The organism is uncultured Shewanella sp. (assembly GCF_947491715.1).
Classification (GTDB): Bacteria; Pseudomonadota; Gammaproteobacteria; order Enterobacterales; family Shewanellaceae; genus Shewanella.
On record NZ_CANLKR010000003.1, the window covers coordinates 1 to 15,044 of the forward strand.

The 15,044-nt window shown below is 39.7% G+C and carries 17 protein-coding genes; 16 read left to right on the forward strand and 1 reads right to left on the reverse strand.

What is annotated here, in order from left to right:
• A partial coding sequence (locus Q0779_RS04225) for an RHS repeat-associated core domain-containing protein (RefSeq protein WP_298769854.1) occupies window positions 1–791 on the forward strand: 791 nt, incomplete at its 5' end.
• Window positions 792–1,005: 214 nt separating this feature from the next.
• Here the strand turns inward: Q0779_RS04225 and Q0779_RS04230 are convergent.
• Window positions 1,006–2,457: a hypothetical protein gene (locus tag Q0779_RS04230; protein ID WP_298769856.1), complete on the reverse strand. Its 1,452-nt coding sequence runs from the start codon at window positions 2,455–2,457 to the stop codon at window positions 1,006–1,008.
• A 725-nt stretch (window positions 2,458–3,182) separates the two neighbouring features.
• Here Q0779_RS04230 and Q0779_RS04235 point away from each other — a divergent pair.
• From Q0779_RS04235 to Q0779_RS04305, 15 genes are all read left to right on the forward strand, one after another.
• Window positions 3,183–4,664, forward strand: a complete 1,482-nt coding sequence (locus Q0779_RS04235) for a carboxypeptidase M32 (protein WP_298770216.1) — start codon at window positions 3,183–3,185, stop codon at window positions 4,662–4,664.
• Window positions 4,665–4,916: 252 nt separating this feature from the next.
• Window positions 4,917–5,996: an efflux RND transporter periplasmic adaptor subunit gene (locus tag Q0779_RS04240; protein ID WP_298769858.1), complete on the forward strand. Its 1,080-nt coding sequence runs from the start codon at window positions 4,917–4,919 to the stop codon at window positions 5,994–5,996.
• The gene (locus Q0779_RS04245; protein WP_298769860.1) at window positions 5,993–9,085 is read left to right on the forward strand and encodes an efflux RND transporter permease subunit; all 3,093 of its coding nucleotides are present in this window, start codon (window positions 5,993–5,995) and stop codon (window positions 9,083–9,085) included. The genes Q0779_RS04240 and Q0779_RS04245 overlap by 4 nt, the downstream gene beginning before the upstream one ends.
• 196 nt (window positions 9,086–9,281) lie before the next feature.
• Window positions 9,282–9,560 (forward strand): hypothetical protein, encoded by a 279-nt coding sequence (locus tag Q0779_RS04250; RefSeq protein ID WP_298769862.1) that lies wholly within the window; start codon window positions 9,282–9,284, stop codon window positions 9,558–9,560.
• A 358-nt stretch (window positions 9,561–9,918) separates the two neighbouring features.
• Window positions 9,919–10,683 (forward strand): DNA-binding response regulator, encoded by a 765-nt coding sequence (locus tag Q0779_RS04255; protein ID WP_298769864.1) that lies wholly within the window; start codon window positions 9,919–9,921, stop codon window positions 10,681–10,683.
• Between the two features lie 158 nt (window positions 10,684–10,841).
• Window positions 10,842–11,330: a UpxY family transcription antiterminator gene (locus Q0779_RS04260; protein ID WP_298769866.1), complete on the forward strand. Its 489-nt coding sequence runs from the start codon at window positions 10,842–10,844 to the stop codon at window positions 11,328–11,330.
• A 9-nt stretch (window positions 11,331–11,339) separates the two neighbouring features.
• Window positions 11,340–11,951 carry a hypothetical protein gene (locus tag Q0779_RS04265; protein ID WP_298769867.1) on the forward strand — a complete coding sequence of 204 codons (612 nt, stop codon included), beginning with the start codon at window positions 11,340–11,342 and terminating at the stop codon, window positions 11,949–11,951.
• A 2-nt stretch (window positions 11,952–11,953) separates the two neighbouring features.
• Entirely contained in the window at window positions 11,954–12,169 is a 216-nt protein-coding gene (locus Q0779_RS04270; RefSeq protein ID WP_298769869.1) for a RebB family R body protein, read from the forward strand.
• A 33-nt stretch (window positions 12,170–12,202) separates the two neighbouring features.
• Window positions 12,203–12,562 (forward strand): hypothetical protein, encoded by a 360-nt coding sequence (locus tag Q0779_RS04275; protein WP_298769871.1) that lies wholly within the window; start codon window positions 12,203–12,205, stop codon window positions 12,560–12,562.
• Window positions 12,563–12,582: 20 nt separating this feature from the next.
• A complete protein-coding gene (locus Q0779_RS04280) occupies window positions 12,583–13,173 on the forward strand; it encodes a hypothetical protein (RefSeq protein WP_298769874.1) in 591 nt (196 codons plus the stop codon).
• 168 nt (window positions 13,174–13,341) lie between these two features.
• Window positions 13,342–13,581 carry a RebB family R body protein gene (locus Q0779_RS04285; protein WP_298769876.1) on the forward strand — a complete coding sequence of 80 codons (240 nt, stop codon included), beginning with the start codon at window positions 13,342–13,344 and terminating at the stop codon, window positions 13,579–13,581.
• A gap of 53 nt (window positions 13,582–13,634) precedes the next feature.
• Window positions 13,635–13,865: a RebB family R body protein gene (locus Q0779_RS04290; protein WP_298769878.1), complete on the forward strand. Its 231-nt coding sequence runs from the start codon at window positions 13,635–13,637 to the stop codon at window positions 13,863–13,865.
• A gap of 98 nt (window positions 13,866–13,963) precedes the next feature.
• Window positions 13,964–14,179: a hypothetical protein gene (locus tag Q0779_RS04295; protein ID WP_298769880.1), complete on the forward strand. Its 216-nt coding sequence runs from the start codon at window positions 13,964–13,966 to the stop codon at window positions 14,177–14,179.
• 30 nt (window positions 14,180–14,209) lie between these two features.
• Window positions 14,210–14,545 carry a hypothetical protein gene (locus tag Q0779_RS04300; protein ID WP_298769882.1) on the forward strand — a complete coding sequence of 112 codons (336 nt, stop codon included), beginning with the start codon at window positions 14,210–14,212 and terminating at the stop codon, window positions 14,543–14,545.
• Between the two features lie 115 nt (window positions 14,546–14,660).
• A complete protein-coding gene (locus tag Q0779_RS04305) occupies window positions 14,661–14,978 on the forward strand; it encodes a hypothetical protein (RefSeq protein ID WP_298769884.1) in 318 nt (105 codons plus the stop codon).
• Window positions 14,979–15,044: the final 66 nt, after the last annotated feature.

Consider the following 15,044-nt stretch of genomic DNA (forward strand, 5'->3'; position numbering starts at 1 on the left):
TGAGTGATATGAGCTTATTCAGTCCTTACGGTGAGCGTTTAGGTGGCAGTAATACCAATATGGAAGGGGCGCCTAATCTTGGATTTGACAGTGGCAGCGGTGTTGAAACTGAAGGGATGGTGTTTGATATGGCCTTAATGGGGGCGCGGGTGTACTTGCCGACATTACACAGTTTTACCACACTTGATCCACAGTTAAATGGGGGCAGCAGTCCTTATAGTTATGCCAATGGCGATCCAATTAATCTACACGACCCTCATGGATATAGTGCGAAAAATAAGCATGAGAATACTAATATTTTAAGCGGTAAGTTTTGGAATGTGAAAAACCCTTACATGTGGGCGTTTATTGCGGGGGCGTTAGTGGGAGTTGTGTTAGGGGTTTTTGCTGTTGGTATTGTTGCGGCGGTGGTGATTGGTTTACTTATTACGCCAATTATAGCAGGAGGCGTTGTGGTCGCGATTAGCTATTCTAATGGGGATCATAGCTGGAAAAGTTTGCTCACCAAGTTTGGTATTGCAGCAGGTTACACGGCACTGGGGGCTTTGGTGGGTTGGGGCTTAGGCCGAGGAACACGGAAAGCACGAGATGAATATAAACTAAGGCAAGAGACTGTAAGGCTAAATAGGCAAAGGCTTGAATATCAACGTCAAGAACATTTTATGGATAATGTTTGGAAGGAAAAGGGGTTTGCAGATGGGGTAAATGACGTTAATGTCATTATGTATGGAGAAAACACGTTGCCTTTTAATAGGTTTAATCCGCATTCTGTTGTCAATTTATATAATTAATAAATAGTAGTTTTAGCTGTCAGGGCTCAATGCTCCATAAGACTTCTGTCAGCTGAGGTTTATATATATGTTTATGTGCTTAACTTATTGATATTAGCTTTAACTGTATTTTAGGTTGAAATTCGGGCTTATGTAAAAAGCCCAGAAAAGTGGAGGGCTGAAAAGCAGGTCTGGATATTTCAACCTGCTTTTACTAATCAACGTGATAGTGGATTTAAGGATGGCTATTGGCATCAACCGGCGAGGTATTGGCATTAAACTCGGTTAAGTTACTAAATCCGTCATTATCGCTATCAATGAGCGCATCATCGGGGTTTTCATCACTGAGTCCATTTTGCGCTTCGAACCAATAAGGCAGAGAGTCATTATCTAAGTCCAGCGGCGAGCCAAAACTCAAGGTCACAGGAATAGTAAAACTGCGTGTGCTGGGATCGGAAAAACTGGCATGATAAATCGACATCTTAGCCGTCACACTGCCGGGTTTCACAATCGCGTTGGTGGGCAGATTATATTGTTTACTGGCTGAGCATTTATAAGAGGCAAATTTTTGATTGTATTGATTGTACAAGTCTAAATCACAATTCATACCGCTGATACTGCCACTGATGTTGGGGATCACCACCACACTGATTAAATCTTCATAAGCACTGCTTGGCGCTACAGTAAAGGAATGATCCACTCTTTGCTGTAGCGCCACACTGCCATTAAATGTGCCCATATTATACTGATAATATTGCGGCGCGGCTGTGCCCAAGCTCATACGGTAATGCTTGTTTGCATCCGTTGTTATCGCAAGGTTAGGGCGTACGCGCACATCCACAATTTGTCCTGTGGTGACGCTTTGATTATTGTTTGTGCCAGCACCTGTGAGTAAAGGCTGCCACACACCGTTAGTATTGAGTGATTCAAAAATCCACTGATTGGGGTTTTCTACATCATTAAGGGCTAAATCTATGTTGCCTTTACTTGAGGCTTGGTAAACAAAGTAATCAATATCGTTGCCACTTTCATGATTGCCTTGAACAAAATTCCTTGGGTTGGCTAAATAAGCCCGCGCGGCATAAGTATCATTCACTTCATAGCTGTCAATATTAGTGGCCACTTCTGCGCCAAAATTAATCGTCGCGTTGGTGGCGCTGACGGCTTGCATGTACCAATAGTATTCACCGGGCTCTGTGATGACTTTAACTACTTCATCGGCATTAGCGGCATTGCTAGATGTGCCTAAGTTATAAATAGTGCCGTCAATATCCTGATAAACGGATAGCGTAAAATCTGTTTGTGCGTCTTGCCCCACCAAAATGGCAGTGGTTTTTGCTCTATCGGTAATGGTGAAATGATAACAATAAGTTCCACCTGTTTGGGTACCATTTAAGGTATAAAGTACGCCAGTATTTAATGTCGTACATAAAGGCGTGTAAGCTAATGGACTAAGAGTATTATCTAGTCCCATATTTTTTGTTTTAAAAATTGAATTTGATATTTTTTGGGTTGGTAATAAAGGTAAAGGCACTGAGGTTAAGTGGTTTTGAGCATTAACAGGAAAAGGCCTTGTCGATGGGTGTAAATCTGTTTTATTGGAATGGCTATCCATTAAGATATTAGCTGAGAGGTTAAATGAAGAAAGTAAGGTAATCAATAATAAAGATTTTTTATAATATAACATGTCATTAATCTTCCTTTTAAATGATATCGGTTATTTTATGACTTGAAAGGTGTTTTTGTTTTCTAGCATAAAAATACTCGGATCTATTATCGTCTTCATATTGAGTGGATAAACTTCAGATCGTTATCACCTTACTGATAAATGGTCCAGTTATCCATCAGTTTGAGGTTGTTTTGTGCGCTGTGTTGACTTTCAAGTAACGCTTTTTATCTAGGGGCTGTCCATCATATGATCTCTAAGGTGATATGGTTAAGTGGGTTTTATTTAACCTGAACTCTGGATAAGCAGCGCCGCTTAATACCGCTATTTTTGCCCCTATCTGTGTTGTTTTTTCTACTAATAGCCAGCTATTAGATACGAAATTCCGCCTTGATATCGACAAAAGTTTCAGCATTAAGCCAAATATGAAAATAAAGAATAAGCAGAACAAAATTAAGCTGTTGACTTTAAATGAAGTATTGAGATTATCTGACACTCATTATCCCGAGTTCAGGTTATTTAATAACCCGTACTTGAGATTATGTTGTGCCGCTTAATACTGATATTTTGCCCATTCGTGTTGTTAGCTGTGAATAGTGAAGAGCTTAGCAGTGCTATTAATATGGCTTACTTTCGCAAAAAATATCGAAGATATTGCAAATTGCATCATGCGGGCAGGTTTTAAAGACGTCGTTGTCTTTTTCATTTATGATGCAGACAGGTTTTCTATGGCATCAAATTTAATCATGACCCATTATCAAACATTGACAGCACATTTTAAAAAAATATCACATTTTCAGCATCTACAAGCCATTTGTGGCTGGGATCAAGCCGCAAAAATGCCCAGTGGGGGCAATGTGGCTCGAGCGGAAGCGATGGCTGAATTATCAGTCCATATCCATCAATTACTGACTGCGCCTGAATTATCAGATAGCTTTAATGAGGCTAAAGAAGGGGCGTTGTCGGTACCCGAGCAGGCCAGTTTGCGTGAAATGCACCGTCAGTGGCAACATGCCAATGTGTTATCAAAAGATTTAGTGCAAGCTAAATCAATGGCTGGAGCAAAATGTGAACATGCTTGGCGCACTCAGCGAGGCGAGAATGATTGGCAAGGTTTTGAGAAAAACTGGGCTGAAGTGGTTAAATTGTCCCAAGAAGAAGCGCAAATCCGTGCAGAAGCGACAGGCTTATCAGCTTATGATGCCATGTTGGACATTTATGAGCCTGGAACCACCTCTGCTCAACTGGATGTTGTTTTTGGCGATGTCAAAAATTGGTTGCCAGCGCTTATAGAGCAAGTGATTGAAAAGCAGGCTTCAGAGTCTTTCATTGCGCCTTCAGGGACATTTGAGATAAGCCAACAAAAAGCTCTTGGTATGGAGGTGATGAGGTTGCTGCAGTTTGATTTTAATCATGGACGATTAGATGAAAGTGCGCATCCTTTTTGTGGTGGTGTGCCGCAAGATGTGCGAATAACCACAAGATACAGTCAAGATGAGTTTATGCAATCGTTAATGGGCATAGTGCATGAAACCGGCCATGCTCGCTATGAGCAAGGGTTGCCCCACGCGTTTTCTGGTTTGCCAGTGGGGTGCGCACGCTCTATGGGGATCCATGAATCACAATCTTTATTTTTTGAAATGCAAGTAGGCAGAAGTTCGGCCTTTATTGAGCATTTAGCGCGCTTGGCCTCGAAACACTTTCCTCAAAATGAGCAGGCCTTGTTCAATAAAGCCAACTTTCAAAGGCTCTATACGCGAGTCGAGAGAGGTTTCATTCGAGTCGATGCTGATGAGCTGACGTATCCTGCCCATGTTATTTTACGCTATGAAATTGAGCGTGATTTGATTAATGGCCATATCAAGCATACTGATGTACCTGAACTGTGGAATGAAAAAATGAAAGCTTATTTGGGATTATCAACCACAGGTAATTATAATCATGGCTGCATGCAAGATATTCATTGGACCGATGGTGCGTTTGGATATTTTCCTTCTTATACACTTGGGGCCATGTATGCAGCGCAATTTATGGCGTCGATGAAACAAGTGCTCGATGTGAATACTATTATTCAAAGTGGCGACTTATCACCTATTTTTAGTTGGCTTGAAACACATATTTGGTCTCAAGGCAGTTTATTGACGACGAATGAGCTAGTTAAACAAGCGACGAGTGAGACATTAAATGCAGCTTATTTTAAACAGCATTTAAGTGAGCGCTATTTATAATAGCAAATGTATTTTGATAATGAGTGAAATAAGTAAAGAGGTGACTGTTACTGACGAAGCCAGTATGGCTTCGACGCTAACGGCTTAAGATTAAAGGTTACATTGATTTTTATCTAGCCAGTAAGCAATCCTTACTGGCTTTTTATTGTTTTTTAGTCAAATTTTAAATTGTAACCAAAAGTAAAACATATTGTGTCATTGACTGATAAAGGTAAACTAAAAGGATACTAATAAAGGTTGTTTGGGAAGGGAATGAAAAAAATACTGGTTATTTTTGTGTTGGTAATGGCAGGTTTGGGTTACCAGTTCTTGAAGGAAGAGCAAATTACACAGGCAAAACCTCGCTCCTTGGTGAATGTCGTGGTGGCAAAAGCCTCATTGGGCCCTATAAGAGAAGAAGTTGAGGCATTAGGGACCACGCAAGCGAATGAGTCGATCATTGTGACCTCAAAAGTCAGTGATGTGATCACCAAAGTGAATTTTAATGATGGCGATGAAGTCAAAAAAGGACAATTACTCGTTCAGCTTCATGACAGAGGGCAGGCGGCGCAAGTCACTATAGCAAAAGTTCAGCTACACGATCATAAACGCGAGCTTGATAGGATTAGAGAACTAGTCACCTCTCAAACTGTGGCTGGCTCTGAACGTGACCGATTACAAACGGCAATTGATACGGCTAATGCCCAATTGTTAGAAGCAGAAGCAGAATTAGCCAATAGAAAAATAACCGCCCCTTTTGCTGGTGTATTAGGTTTGCGCCGAGTCAGTGTGGGGGCATTGGTGTCTCCCGGTGATGAAATTACCACCTTAGATGATATTTCCATCATTAAATTGGACTTTTCCGTGCCTGAGCGCTTTTTACAAGCCATTAAAATAGGTCAAAAAGTGGAAGCCAAAGCGATGGCCTATGGTGATGAGCCCTTTATTGGTGAAGTGACATCTATTGACAGCCGAGTGAACCCTGCGACGCGCGCGGTGATCGTGAGAACCGACATTCCTAATGAAAATGGTCGATTATTGCCTGGCATGTTAATGAAGGTTAAATTAATCAAAGCCAGTCGAGAGGCGCTGATCTTACCTGAGTCTGCGATCATTCCTGTTCAAGATAGGCATTATGTTTATGTGGTTGATAGTGAAGGCGTGGTGAGGCGTCAACTAGTCGAGCTGGGGATCCGTAAACGGGGCTGGGTCGAGATTGTGAGTGGCATTAAGCTCGATCAACAAGTGATAGTTCGCGGCATTTTAAAAGTGCGTCCAGGTGATAAAGTGACAATGTCGTTGAGTGAAAATTTTAGTTTTTTAAAACAAGCTAAGGTTGAGCCCATCGCATGATATTAACAGATCTTTCGGTTAAGCGACCGGTATTCGCTTCTGTTATCAGTATCTTATTAATTGTTTTTGGTTTGGTGTCGTTTGATAAACTGCCGCTTCGAGAATATCCAGATATTGATCCCCCTATTGTCTCTATACAAACCAATTATCGCGGTGCATCGGCTTCGGTCGTAGAGAGTCGTATTACACAATTGATTGAAGATAGGATCAGTGGTGTAGAAGGCATACGTAATATTAATTCATCAAGTAGCGATGGTCGTTCAGATATCACGATTGAATTTAGTGTTGGTCGGGATATTGAAGCGGCCGCCAATGATTTACGTGATCGAATTTCAGGGTTACTCAATAACTTACCTGAGGAGTCCGATCCACCTGAAGTAGAAAAAGCGAATGGCGGCGACGAGGTTATTATGTGGTTAAATTTGGTCTCAGATCAAATGAATACCATGCAGCTAACGGATTATGCAAGGCGATATTTAGTCGATCGTTTTTCAGTACTTGATGGGGTGGCGAATATTCGTTTGGGAGGCGGTAAGGTTTATGCCATGCGAATTTGGATTGATAGGCAAGCATTAGCCGCGCGCCAATTAACGGTGGAGGATATCGAGTCGGCCTTGCGGGAAGAAAATGTAGAATTACCTGCAGGTAGTATAGAGTCGAAAGACAGGCACTTTACAGTGCGATTGGAACGCAGTTTTAATAACGCCGATGACTTTGCCAATTTGGTCCTTAAAGAGGGAGAAGATGGCTATTTAGTTAAATTAGGTGATGTCGCAAAAGTAGAGATAGGCTCTGAAGAAGAGAGGATCACCTTTCGTGGCAATCGTGAGTCTATGATAGGACTTGGGATTTCAAAGCAGTCGACCGCCAACACGTTATCTGTGGCTCGCGCAGCCAATGCGCTAGTGGATCAAATTAACCCGACATTACCTGCTGGCATGTCAATCAAGCGCTCTTATGATAGTTCGGTATTTATTGAAGCATCAGTGAAAGAAGTCTATCAAACCCTGTTTATCGCTATGTTTTTGGTGATAATTGTCATCTACTTATTTTTAGGCAGTGTTAGGGCCATGTTGATCCCAGCCTTGACAGTTCCCGTGTCGCTGATGGCAACCTTTATCGTATTGTATAGCTTAGGGTTTACGATCAACTTATTGACACTTTTGGCCATGATTTTAGCCATAGGCATGGTGGTTGATGACGCGATTGTGATGCTAGAAAATGTGCACAGGCGGATAGAGGAAGGGGATTCACCGCTAAAAGCGGCCTTTTTAGGGGGACGTGAAGTAGGATTTGCGATTGTGGCAACGACGTTAGTGCTGGTCTCTGTTTTTATGCCCATTACCTTTTTAGAAGGTGATTTAGGTAAATTGTTTAAAGAGTTTGCAGTAGCGATGAGCGCGGCAGTGATTTTTTCCAGCATTGTTGCGTTAAGTTTAAGCCCCATGATGTGCTCAAAGCTATTAAAACCGACCAGTGAATCACCTTGGTTAGTACAAAAAATCGATGCGGGAATGGATAAGTTATCTAGCCAATATCGAAAAAGTTTAGCTTCTGCGATGAAGCATCCCTATTTTGTCACATCAATTGTGTTGATTGCATTAGTGTGTAGCGGCTATTTAATGACGAAAATCCCGCAGGAGTTTGCACCGAGGGAAGATAGAGGCTCATTGTTTTTAATCGTTAATGGCCCTGAAGGCGCGAGTTTTGAATACATTGAATCCTATATGGATGAAATTGAAAACCGATTAATGCCATTGGTTGAAGCGGGTGAGATTAAACGCTTGTTGATCCGAGCACCTCGCTCTTTTGGTACCAGTGCTAACTTTTCCAATGGGATGGCCATTATTGTGCTTGAAGATTGGAGTCAGCGTCGGGGAGTGGGCGAAATCATTAATGATATTCGTGGTCGGTTAGCTGATTTAGCCGGAGTGAGGGCTTTTCCTGTCACAAGGCAAGCGTTTGGACGAGGTGTTGGAAAACCCGTTCAGTTTGTATTGGGGGGAACAAGTTACGAAGAGTTGGCCCATTGGCGAGATATCATGCTAGAAAAAGCGAAAGATTATCCGAGTATAGTGGGGCTTGACGATGACTATAAAGAAACCAAGCCACAATTACGAGTGATGATTGATAAAGACAGGGCTGCGGCTTTAGGCGTGTCTATTTCGCATATTGGTCGCACGTTAGAGTCGATGTTAGGTTCACGTTTGGTGACGACATTTATGCGAGACGGGCGGGAATATGATGTGATTATTGAAGGTGTGCGTGACACTCAAAATACTGCTGAAGATCTGGAAAATATCTATGTCCGCTCTGATAGGACCCAGGAGCTGATCCCGCTGTCTAATTTGGTCACGGTAGAAGAGTTTGCCGATGCGAGTACGCTAAATCGTTATAATCGAATGCGCTCTATTACCTTAGAAGCCAATTTGGCAGAAGGTTATAGTTTAGGGCAAGCGTTGGATGATTTAAATGACATTGCCTATACCTATTTACCAGCAGAAGCGGTGATCAGTTACAAGGGGCAATCATTGGATTATAAAGAGTCGGGTGATTCGATGTATTTTGTGTTCATTCTGGCTTTAGGGGTGGTATTTTTAGTTTTAGCGGCGCAATTTGAAAGCTATGTGCACCCATTAGTGATCATGTTAACTGTACCCTTAGCAACGTTAGGGGCGCTGATTGGTTTGTGGGTAACCGATCAAAGTCTCAATATTTATAGTCAAATTGGTATTATCATGTTGGTTGGCTTAGCGGCTAAAAATGGGATTTTAATTGTCGAATTTATTAATCAGTTAAGGGATAAGGGATTAACCTTTACTGATGCGATAATTCAAGCCTCTAGTCAACGTTTGAGACCGATTTTAATGACGGGGATCACCACTGCCATTGGTGCCGTGCCTCTGGTGATGGCAGTTGGAGCCGGTGCTGAAACTCGCTTTGTGATTGGTGTCGTGGTGTTATCGGGTATTACGTTGGCCACTTTTTTCACTTTGTTTGTTATTCCTGTGGCTTATTTTATTTTATCGAAAGGCTCAGGTTCGCCAGAGCGCGTCGCAAAACAGCTTGAAAAGGAGTTATCACAATAAAGAGGTGATTGACAGAGTGTGATGTCAGCATAATGAGAAAGGCGCTACGGCGCCTTTTTTCTTTTGTTTTATTAGTATGGAATCTACCAAGGGTTAAATAAACTGATCTATATCAATTGATTGAGCTAAATTCGAAAACGGTGAGTTAATGTGAGCATTATCTTCCTATACGCCTCTTCATGGTCTAGGTGTTTGGATGCTTGTATTAAGCAGTGTGTTGTTCTTTTTCTATACTTTTATTCAAATGGATCTGTTTAATGCAATGGCTGCTGAATTAATTGAGTATTTCAACTTGAATGCTCCTCAATCGTTTTCTATTCGCCTGCATTTTGTGAGTATGACGTCTTCATTTGGCTTAGTGATCAGTGTGCTGACTTTTTTGGAGCATGTGGTTAATGCCTATTGCGTTCATATTGGCTTTGATTGTTGCATGGGTCATCAAGGAAACTTATTGTCACCGATTATCTTAAGTTAAATCGATATAGGTTCTGATTTTAATACAATGGCGACAAAACAGGGGGAGGATAGTCCAATCTGGATCTTTCTCACCACTTTGCCAATCAACGTAGCTAAAGCATATTTATTACAATTAGGCACTGTTTATATTATCATTTACGCCTACAAAGGTATCATTTACGCTAAGAGAGGAATTGATTGTAATAGCGGGGTAGTTTGTGAGCAGATCACGCATATTCAATCGATATACAGACATTATTTCAATTTAAATGGATTATTGGAGTACTTAAAATGATTGAAATAGGTATTTTATGGTACTAAATACATAAGAGTAATATTGGCTTGAATAAATGTTAATATTGACGTAAGGGATGTTTATGAGTATAGAAAAGGACGAGGTTATTTTCCTAGGAAATAACACTGTTACTAAAGAAAGGTGTTCATATTATCTTCATTGTTCTGGGTATAAGGTTAAATATCAATTAGACGCCGACACTAGAGAAAACGCTCACTCTATTATTTTATTTGATTTTATTCACCCTATTATTGATTTTGATACTTTACTCAATCACTTTAATAGTAATATTTCTGTTCCCATATTGGCTATTATTAACGATGAATTCTTGCGCTCTGAATTATATCAAAAAGGGATTCAAGATTATATTTTCCACCCCATAGATGATAAAGAGTTGGTCTATCGAATCGAGAGTGGAATTAACTATTTTTATAATGAGAATGAGGAGGGGTGTAATCTTTCTATTGAAATGAATAAAATGGCTGGTTATATCCATGATGTTAACTTTGAAAGTGCTGAAAAGAAATTAGTTAAAAAAACCTGCCAGTACCTTATTGACAATATTGATAAGAAGTTCTGCCTAGATGGTGTTGCAAGAGAGATGGGGACCAATAGAAGTAAGTTGTCTGCAACATTTAGACTTGTTTTAAATAAAAGTGTTTTTGAGTGGTTAAGAAAAGAGAGAATGTTATTGGCTAAATATTACTTAGTGAGTACAAGAATGTCTATTCAACAAGTTTCCCTAGAAGTAGGTTATACCAATGCTGCAAATTTTTCTACTTTATATAAAAAATCTTTTAATTTATCACCAAGGGAACAAAGAAATATATTGATGATAAATGAATAAATCAATCCGTATTAAAAAGTTTTTTTTATTTCATGTATTATATTAATTGATATTGAGTTAAACAGTTATTTTAAAGCTCGTTTTTCACAACCATTATACAGTTATTTGGGACTGTTATGGCGGAGCTTACATACTTGTGAAGCAATGGAGAATCAATAGTGAAACAATGGTATGCTATTTATACTGCCGCAAATGCAGAACAAAAACTGTACAAGAGAGTGATAGCATCAGGTATTGAAGCCTATTTACCTTTAGAGCGAATAACGCGTCAATGGAGTGATCGAAAGAAAGTGATCGTTAAGCCAATATTTAAGTCTTACTTATTTGTTTATCAGGATATTGATGATTACTATACCGTTACACGTTTTCCTGGTTTTTTACAGTATGTCAGATTTGGCAATAAAGTGTCTGTGATCTCTGACTCTGAAATGAGATTGATGAAGTTAATTGTTGATAGTGTTAATAGTAAAAAAATAACTGCAGGGCTTATTAAAGGAGATAAGGTTAGAATTGTATCAGGTTCATTAAAAGGATATGTAGGAGTGTTAATTAAATTTGAAGGTGAAAGTAAAGTCGCCCTGCATATTAAAAACTTAAAGCACAGTTTTGTTTTAAATATACCAATGGATAACATTGTTAGGTGTTAGGGGGTATTGATGGAATTATTAAGTGTAAAGTATAAAACTATACTCAAAGAGTTATTAATTAAACATGAAGGTTTAGTTTGTGAAATATATCAGTGCTCAGTGGGGAAAAACACGATAGGTGTTGGCCGTAATCTTGATGCGCAAGGTTTATCAATAAAAGAGGTAGAAGCGTTAATTTCCAATAATAATCATCGAGTTAATATATTGCATAAAGACAATATGAATATGTCAGAAATGTGGACTCTTGCTGAAATAGCTAATGACACTGAACACGTCAAGACACTGTGCAGAGGGGGAATAACGACTGAAGAAGCTTTGTACTTATTGGACAATGACATTGATTTAGTTGAATTGCAGTTAATGAGGAATATTGATTTCATTGGACGTCTAGATGAGATCCGCAAAGTGGTATTGTGTGATATGGCCTTTAATTTAGGGATCACTGGGTTACTCAAATTTAAACGCATGTTAAAAGCAATTGAATTGGGGAATTATCAGGTTGCTGCTGATGAAATGTTGCAATCAAAATGGGCTCGGCAAGTGGGCCAAAGAGCAACAGAGTTAGCCGACATCATGAGACAGGGCTGGAATGACACAGGACAAAGTGCGGATAGGAGTTAAACATGACGGCAATCGATAAAATGATGGATGCCATTGCAATGATTAATACGATGAATGTGAGTATGGCACCAGCAATGGCAATGGGAAGTTTGTATATGAATGTTGCAAACTCTATGGGAATGGCGGCGATGAATCATGTGTTTTCACAGCAGCAAACGAATATCAATCAGCAGGCGGCATTAGTGGTTGGTATAAAGAGAATGTATGATCTTGGCTAATAAACAGATATCAATTTTTTCAAGGAGTGTTTAATGAATAATGAAGAAGGCGGTAAGGGAGCTCCTTCAGCTGAGGAATTATACCAGCAGTCTATGTCCTTAATTGATGAAGCGATTAAATCTTGTGGAATAGAAGGTTTTGAAGGGGCTGCATTAATGATCCCTCAAGTTATTCAAGGAAATGAAGTGAATGCTAACCCTATTCCACAGCTATCAGATCAAACCTTTTTTCATCAAGCTGAAAATTTATTTGGATCCCAAGAAAATTTATTTAGTGAGCAGCAAGATGTTCAGCAAGAAGCTGCTTCAGTGAAGGAGGAAAATACTCGTAAAGAGGGTTCTGAAGACGATCCTGGGTTGAATTCAATTACTGATATGTTTAATGCGATATAACAGGAACGTTTAGGTTATTTGTGAATAAACTTAATGATTTTTTGTTGCCAATGGAGTCAATGAAGGATATTTATGGAGGTCAAATATCGGTTATTGAATTGAAGGATATCGCATTATTAAAGCAATCTTATCCTATTGCATTTTATACTATGGTTAATATATTAATTGATAGTTATGTGGTAAGAAATCGTCAGTGCCACTTTCTGCCACGACCTTGTGATATCTTAAAGGTAGTGAATTCCCCCAGTTTAAAAGTGGGTGAAATTCGATGGGAAAAAGCGTTTAATGATAAGGACAGAAGCCTATCATTGTTAAAGTCAGAATGTATATATTTTATTGATGACGATAAAATAAATATTTTGTACTTATATTTTGATAAAAATACGGCAAGCAGTGTTAGGTTTAACTGGAATATTTATTATTCCTTATTAAAAGAGATTGTTCGGAATATTGAATTGAACTCAAACCACTTTAACGTCAACAGTATTGTTATTGAAACTTATAACCCAAATGTCAAAGAAATATTATTGAAACTAGGATTTAAAATACAGAGCGAATCTATGGTGGAAAGTTTATTACCGGCATCAAAAATGTTATTAGATTTATTTTAATGTGATGGCTGATTAAAACCATTGAGAGACAGATTGTTTATCAGCATTAAGCGTTTCTACATTAATTGAGCAATATAAAGAGTGTTGTTAAATGCTCAATATCAGTTGAGCTTATACATTTTATTATCATTTAAACAACCATAAAGAGAGTTAAAAAGGAGAAAAAGTATGTCAGATGCAACACAACCCGAGGCCGTCAATGGCGCCATTATCGATGCCGTTTCAGCAACCAATACTAAAGTACTTGCAGAAGCACCAGCAATGGCGATGGGCAGTCTATACCAAACCATTGGTAATTCAGTCGCCATGGCAGCTGCGAATGCGGTTTATGCGCAGCAGCAAGCTCATGTGACTTGCCAAGCGGCAACCACGCTAGGGATCACAAAAATGTTTGAGCAAAACAAGTAGTAATGACTTAAATTCAACGAGCTAAATAGAAGCAGAATAATCGGAGAGGTATTATGGCGCAACCTGAAACGGTGAATGGTGCAGTGATTGACTCGGTCAGCATAGCCAATACCAAAGTGCTTGCGGAAGCACCGGCTATGGCAATGGGCAGTTTGTACCAAACGATAGGTAATTCAGTGGCGATGGCGGCAGCAAATGCGGTGTATGCGCAGCAGCAAGCCAACGTGACTTACCAAGCCGCAACAACACTGGGGATCACTAAGCTGTATTCCGCGAATAAATAAGCAACAAGGATCTCATTCATTACAGGTGTGGATAGCTATTGATTGCGGTAATCAGTTTATCTGCACCTTCATATTAGATAGCAATAAGGTTGAAGAACATGAGTCAAGATGAAAACCAATATATCGCCTCTTCAAAAGCGATTAATGATGAAGTGCAAGAGCAAAGTGCTGCGACGCTAAGAACCTTGTCTCTAGGTGGCTTAGTGAATGCGTTGTCACTGAGTATGTTAAATAATACGTCGAATCAATATGCGTCTCAAAATTTAGGTAATTCTGCCATGGTGGCAGCGTGTGAAAAAATCTTAGGCAGTTAAATCAACATTTGCGTGTAAGGAGTGAAATTAATGAGTGATTTACAAAACAATACAAAAGGCGTATCGAGCTGTGTTAGTGGGGTGTTCAAACCATTAAAAGAAGAGACATCAAGCCATAATACTTGGGCATTTTGTTTTAATAAGAATCAGAACTTGATCAGTGTGAATGTCACGATTAATACGCCGACGATGTTAGTGGATATGAGTAATCAGCACCTTGAAGCTCCGCTGGCGCTAGAGGACTTAAATCAATTATTGGTATGGTTATTTCAAGTGAAAACCAGTATGCAACAAGCTGCTAAACAGGCTAATGCTGACAAAGGTGATAATACCGCCAAATCTACTGAAATGCCGACGACTGAGTAATACCCATGATGCAGGATCCCCTTTATATGAACAATATCTTAGGTATGAGCATTCATCGTACCTGCATACATAAGATTGATGAAGATTGGCTGAATGTGAGTTACAAGGAGAGAGAGTGAACATGAAGAAACCAGCAGACAAACCCGATTTTGATATTGGCATTAATCCTCATGAAGCGGCGGGGGCTGCATTGGCGCAAACAGTGGCCAATACCGCTCAAGATCAAACGGATCTCATTCGTAATCAGAATATTATTAAAACAACGGTGATGGCGAGTGCCTATGCTAAGTGGTTGGCCAATCCCATGATGCAAGATGAGTACAGCGCCATTATTAAGGAGGCGAAAGTCAGCGATCCTAAAACTCCGTTTGATACTGCGACAAAAGTGATGAGTGTGTATCAACAAGCTTATATGAGTCAACGAAAAGATTAGAAGATGAGTGGAGCATTGTGAGAATTAACACGCTATGTTCCTTCTTAGTGACAGAGACATAACAAT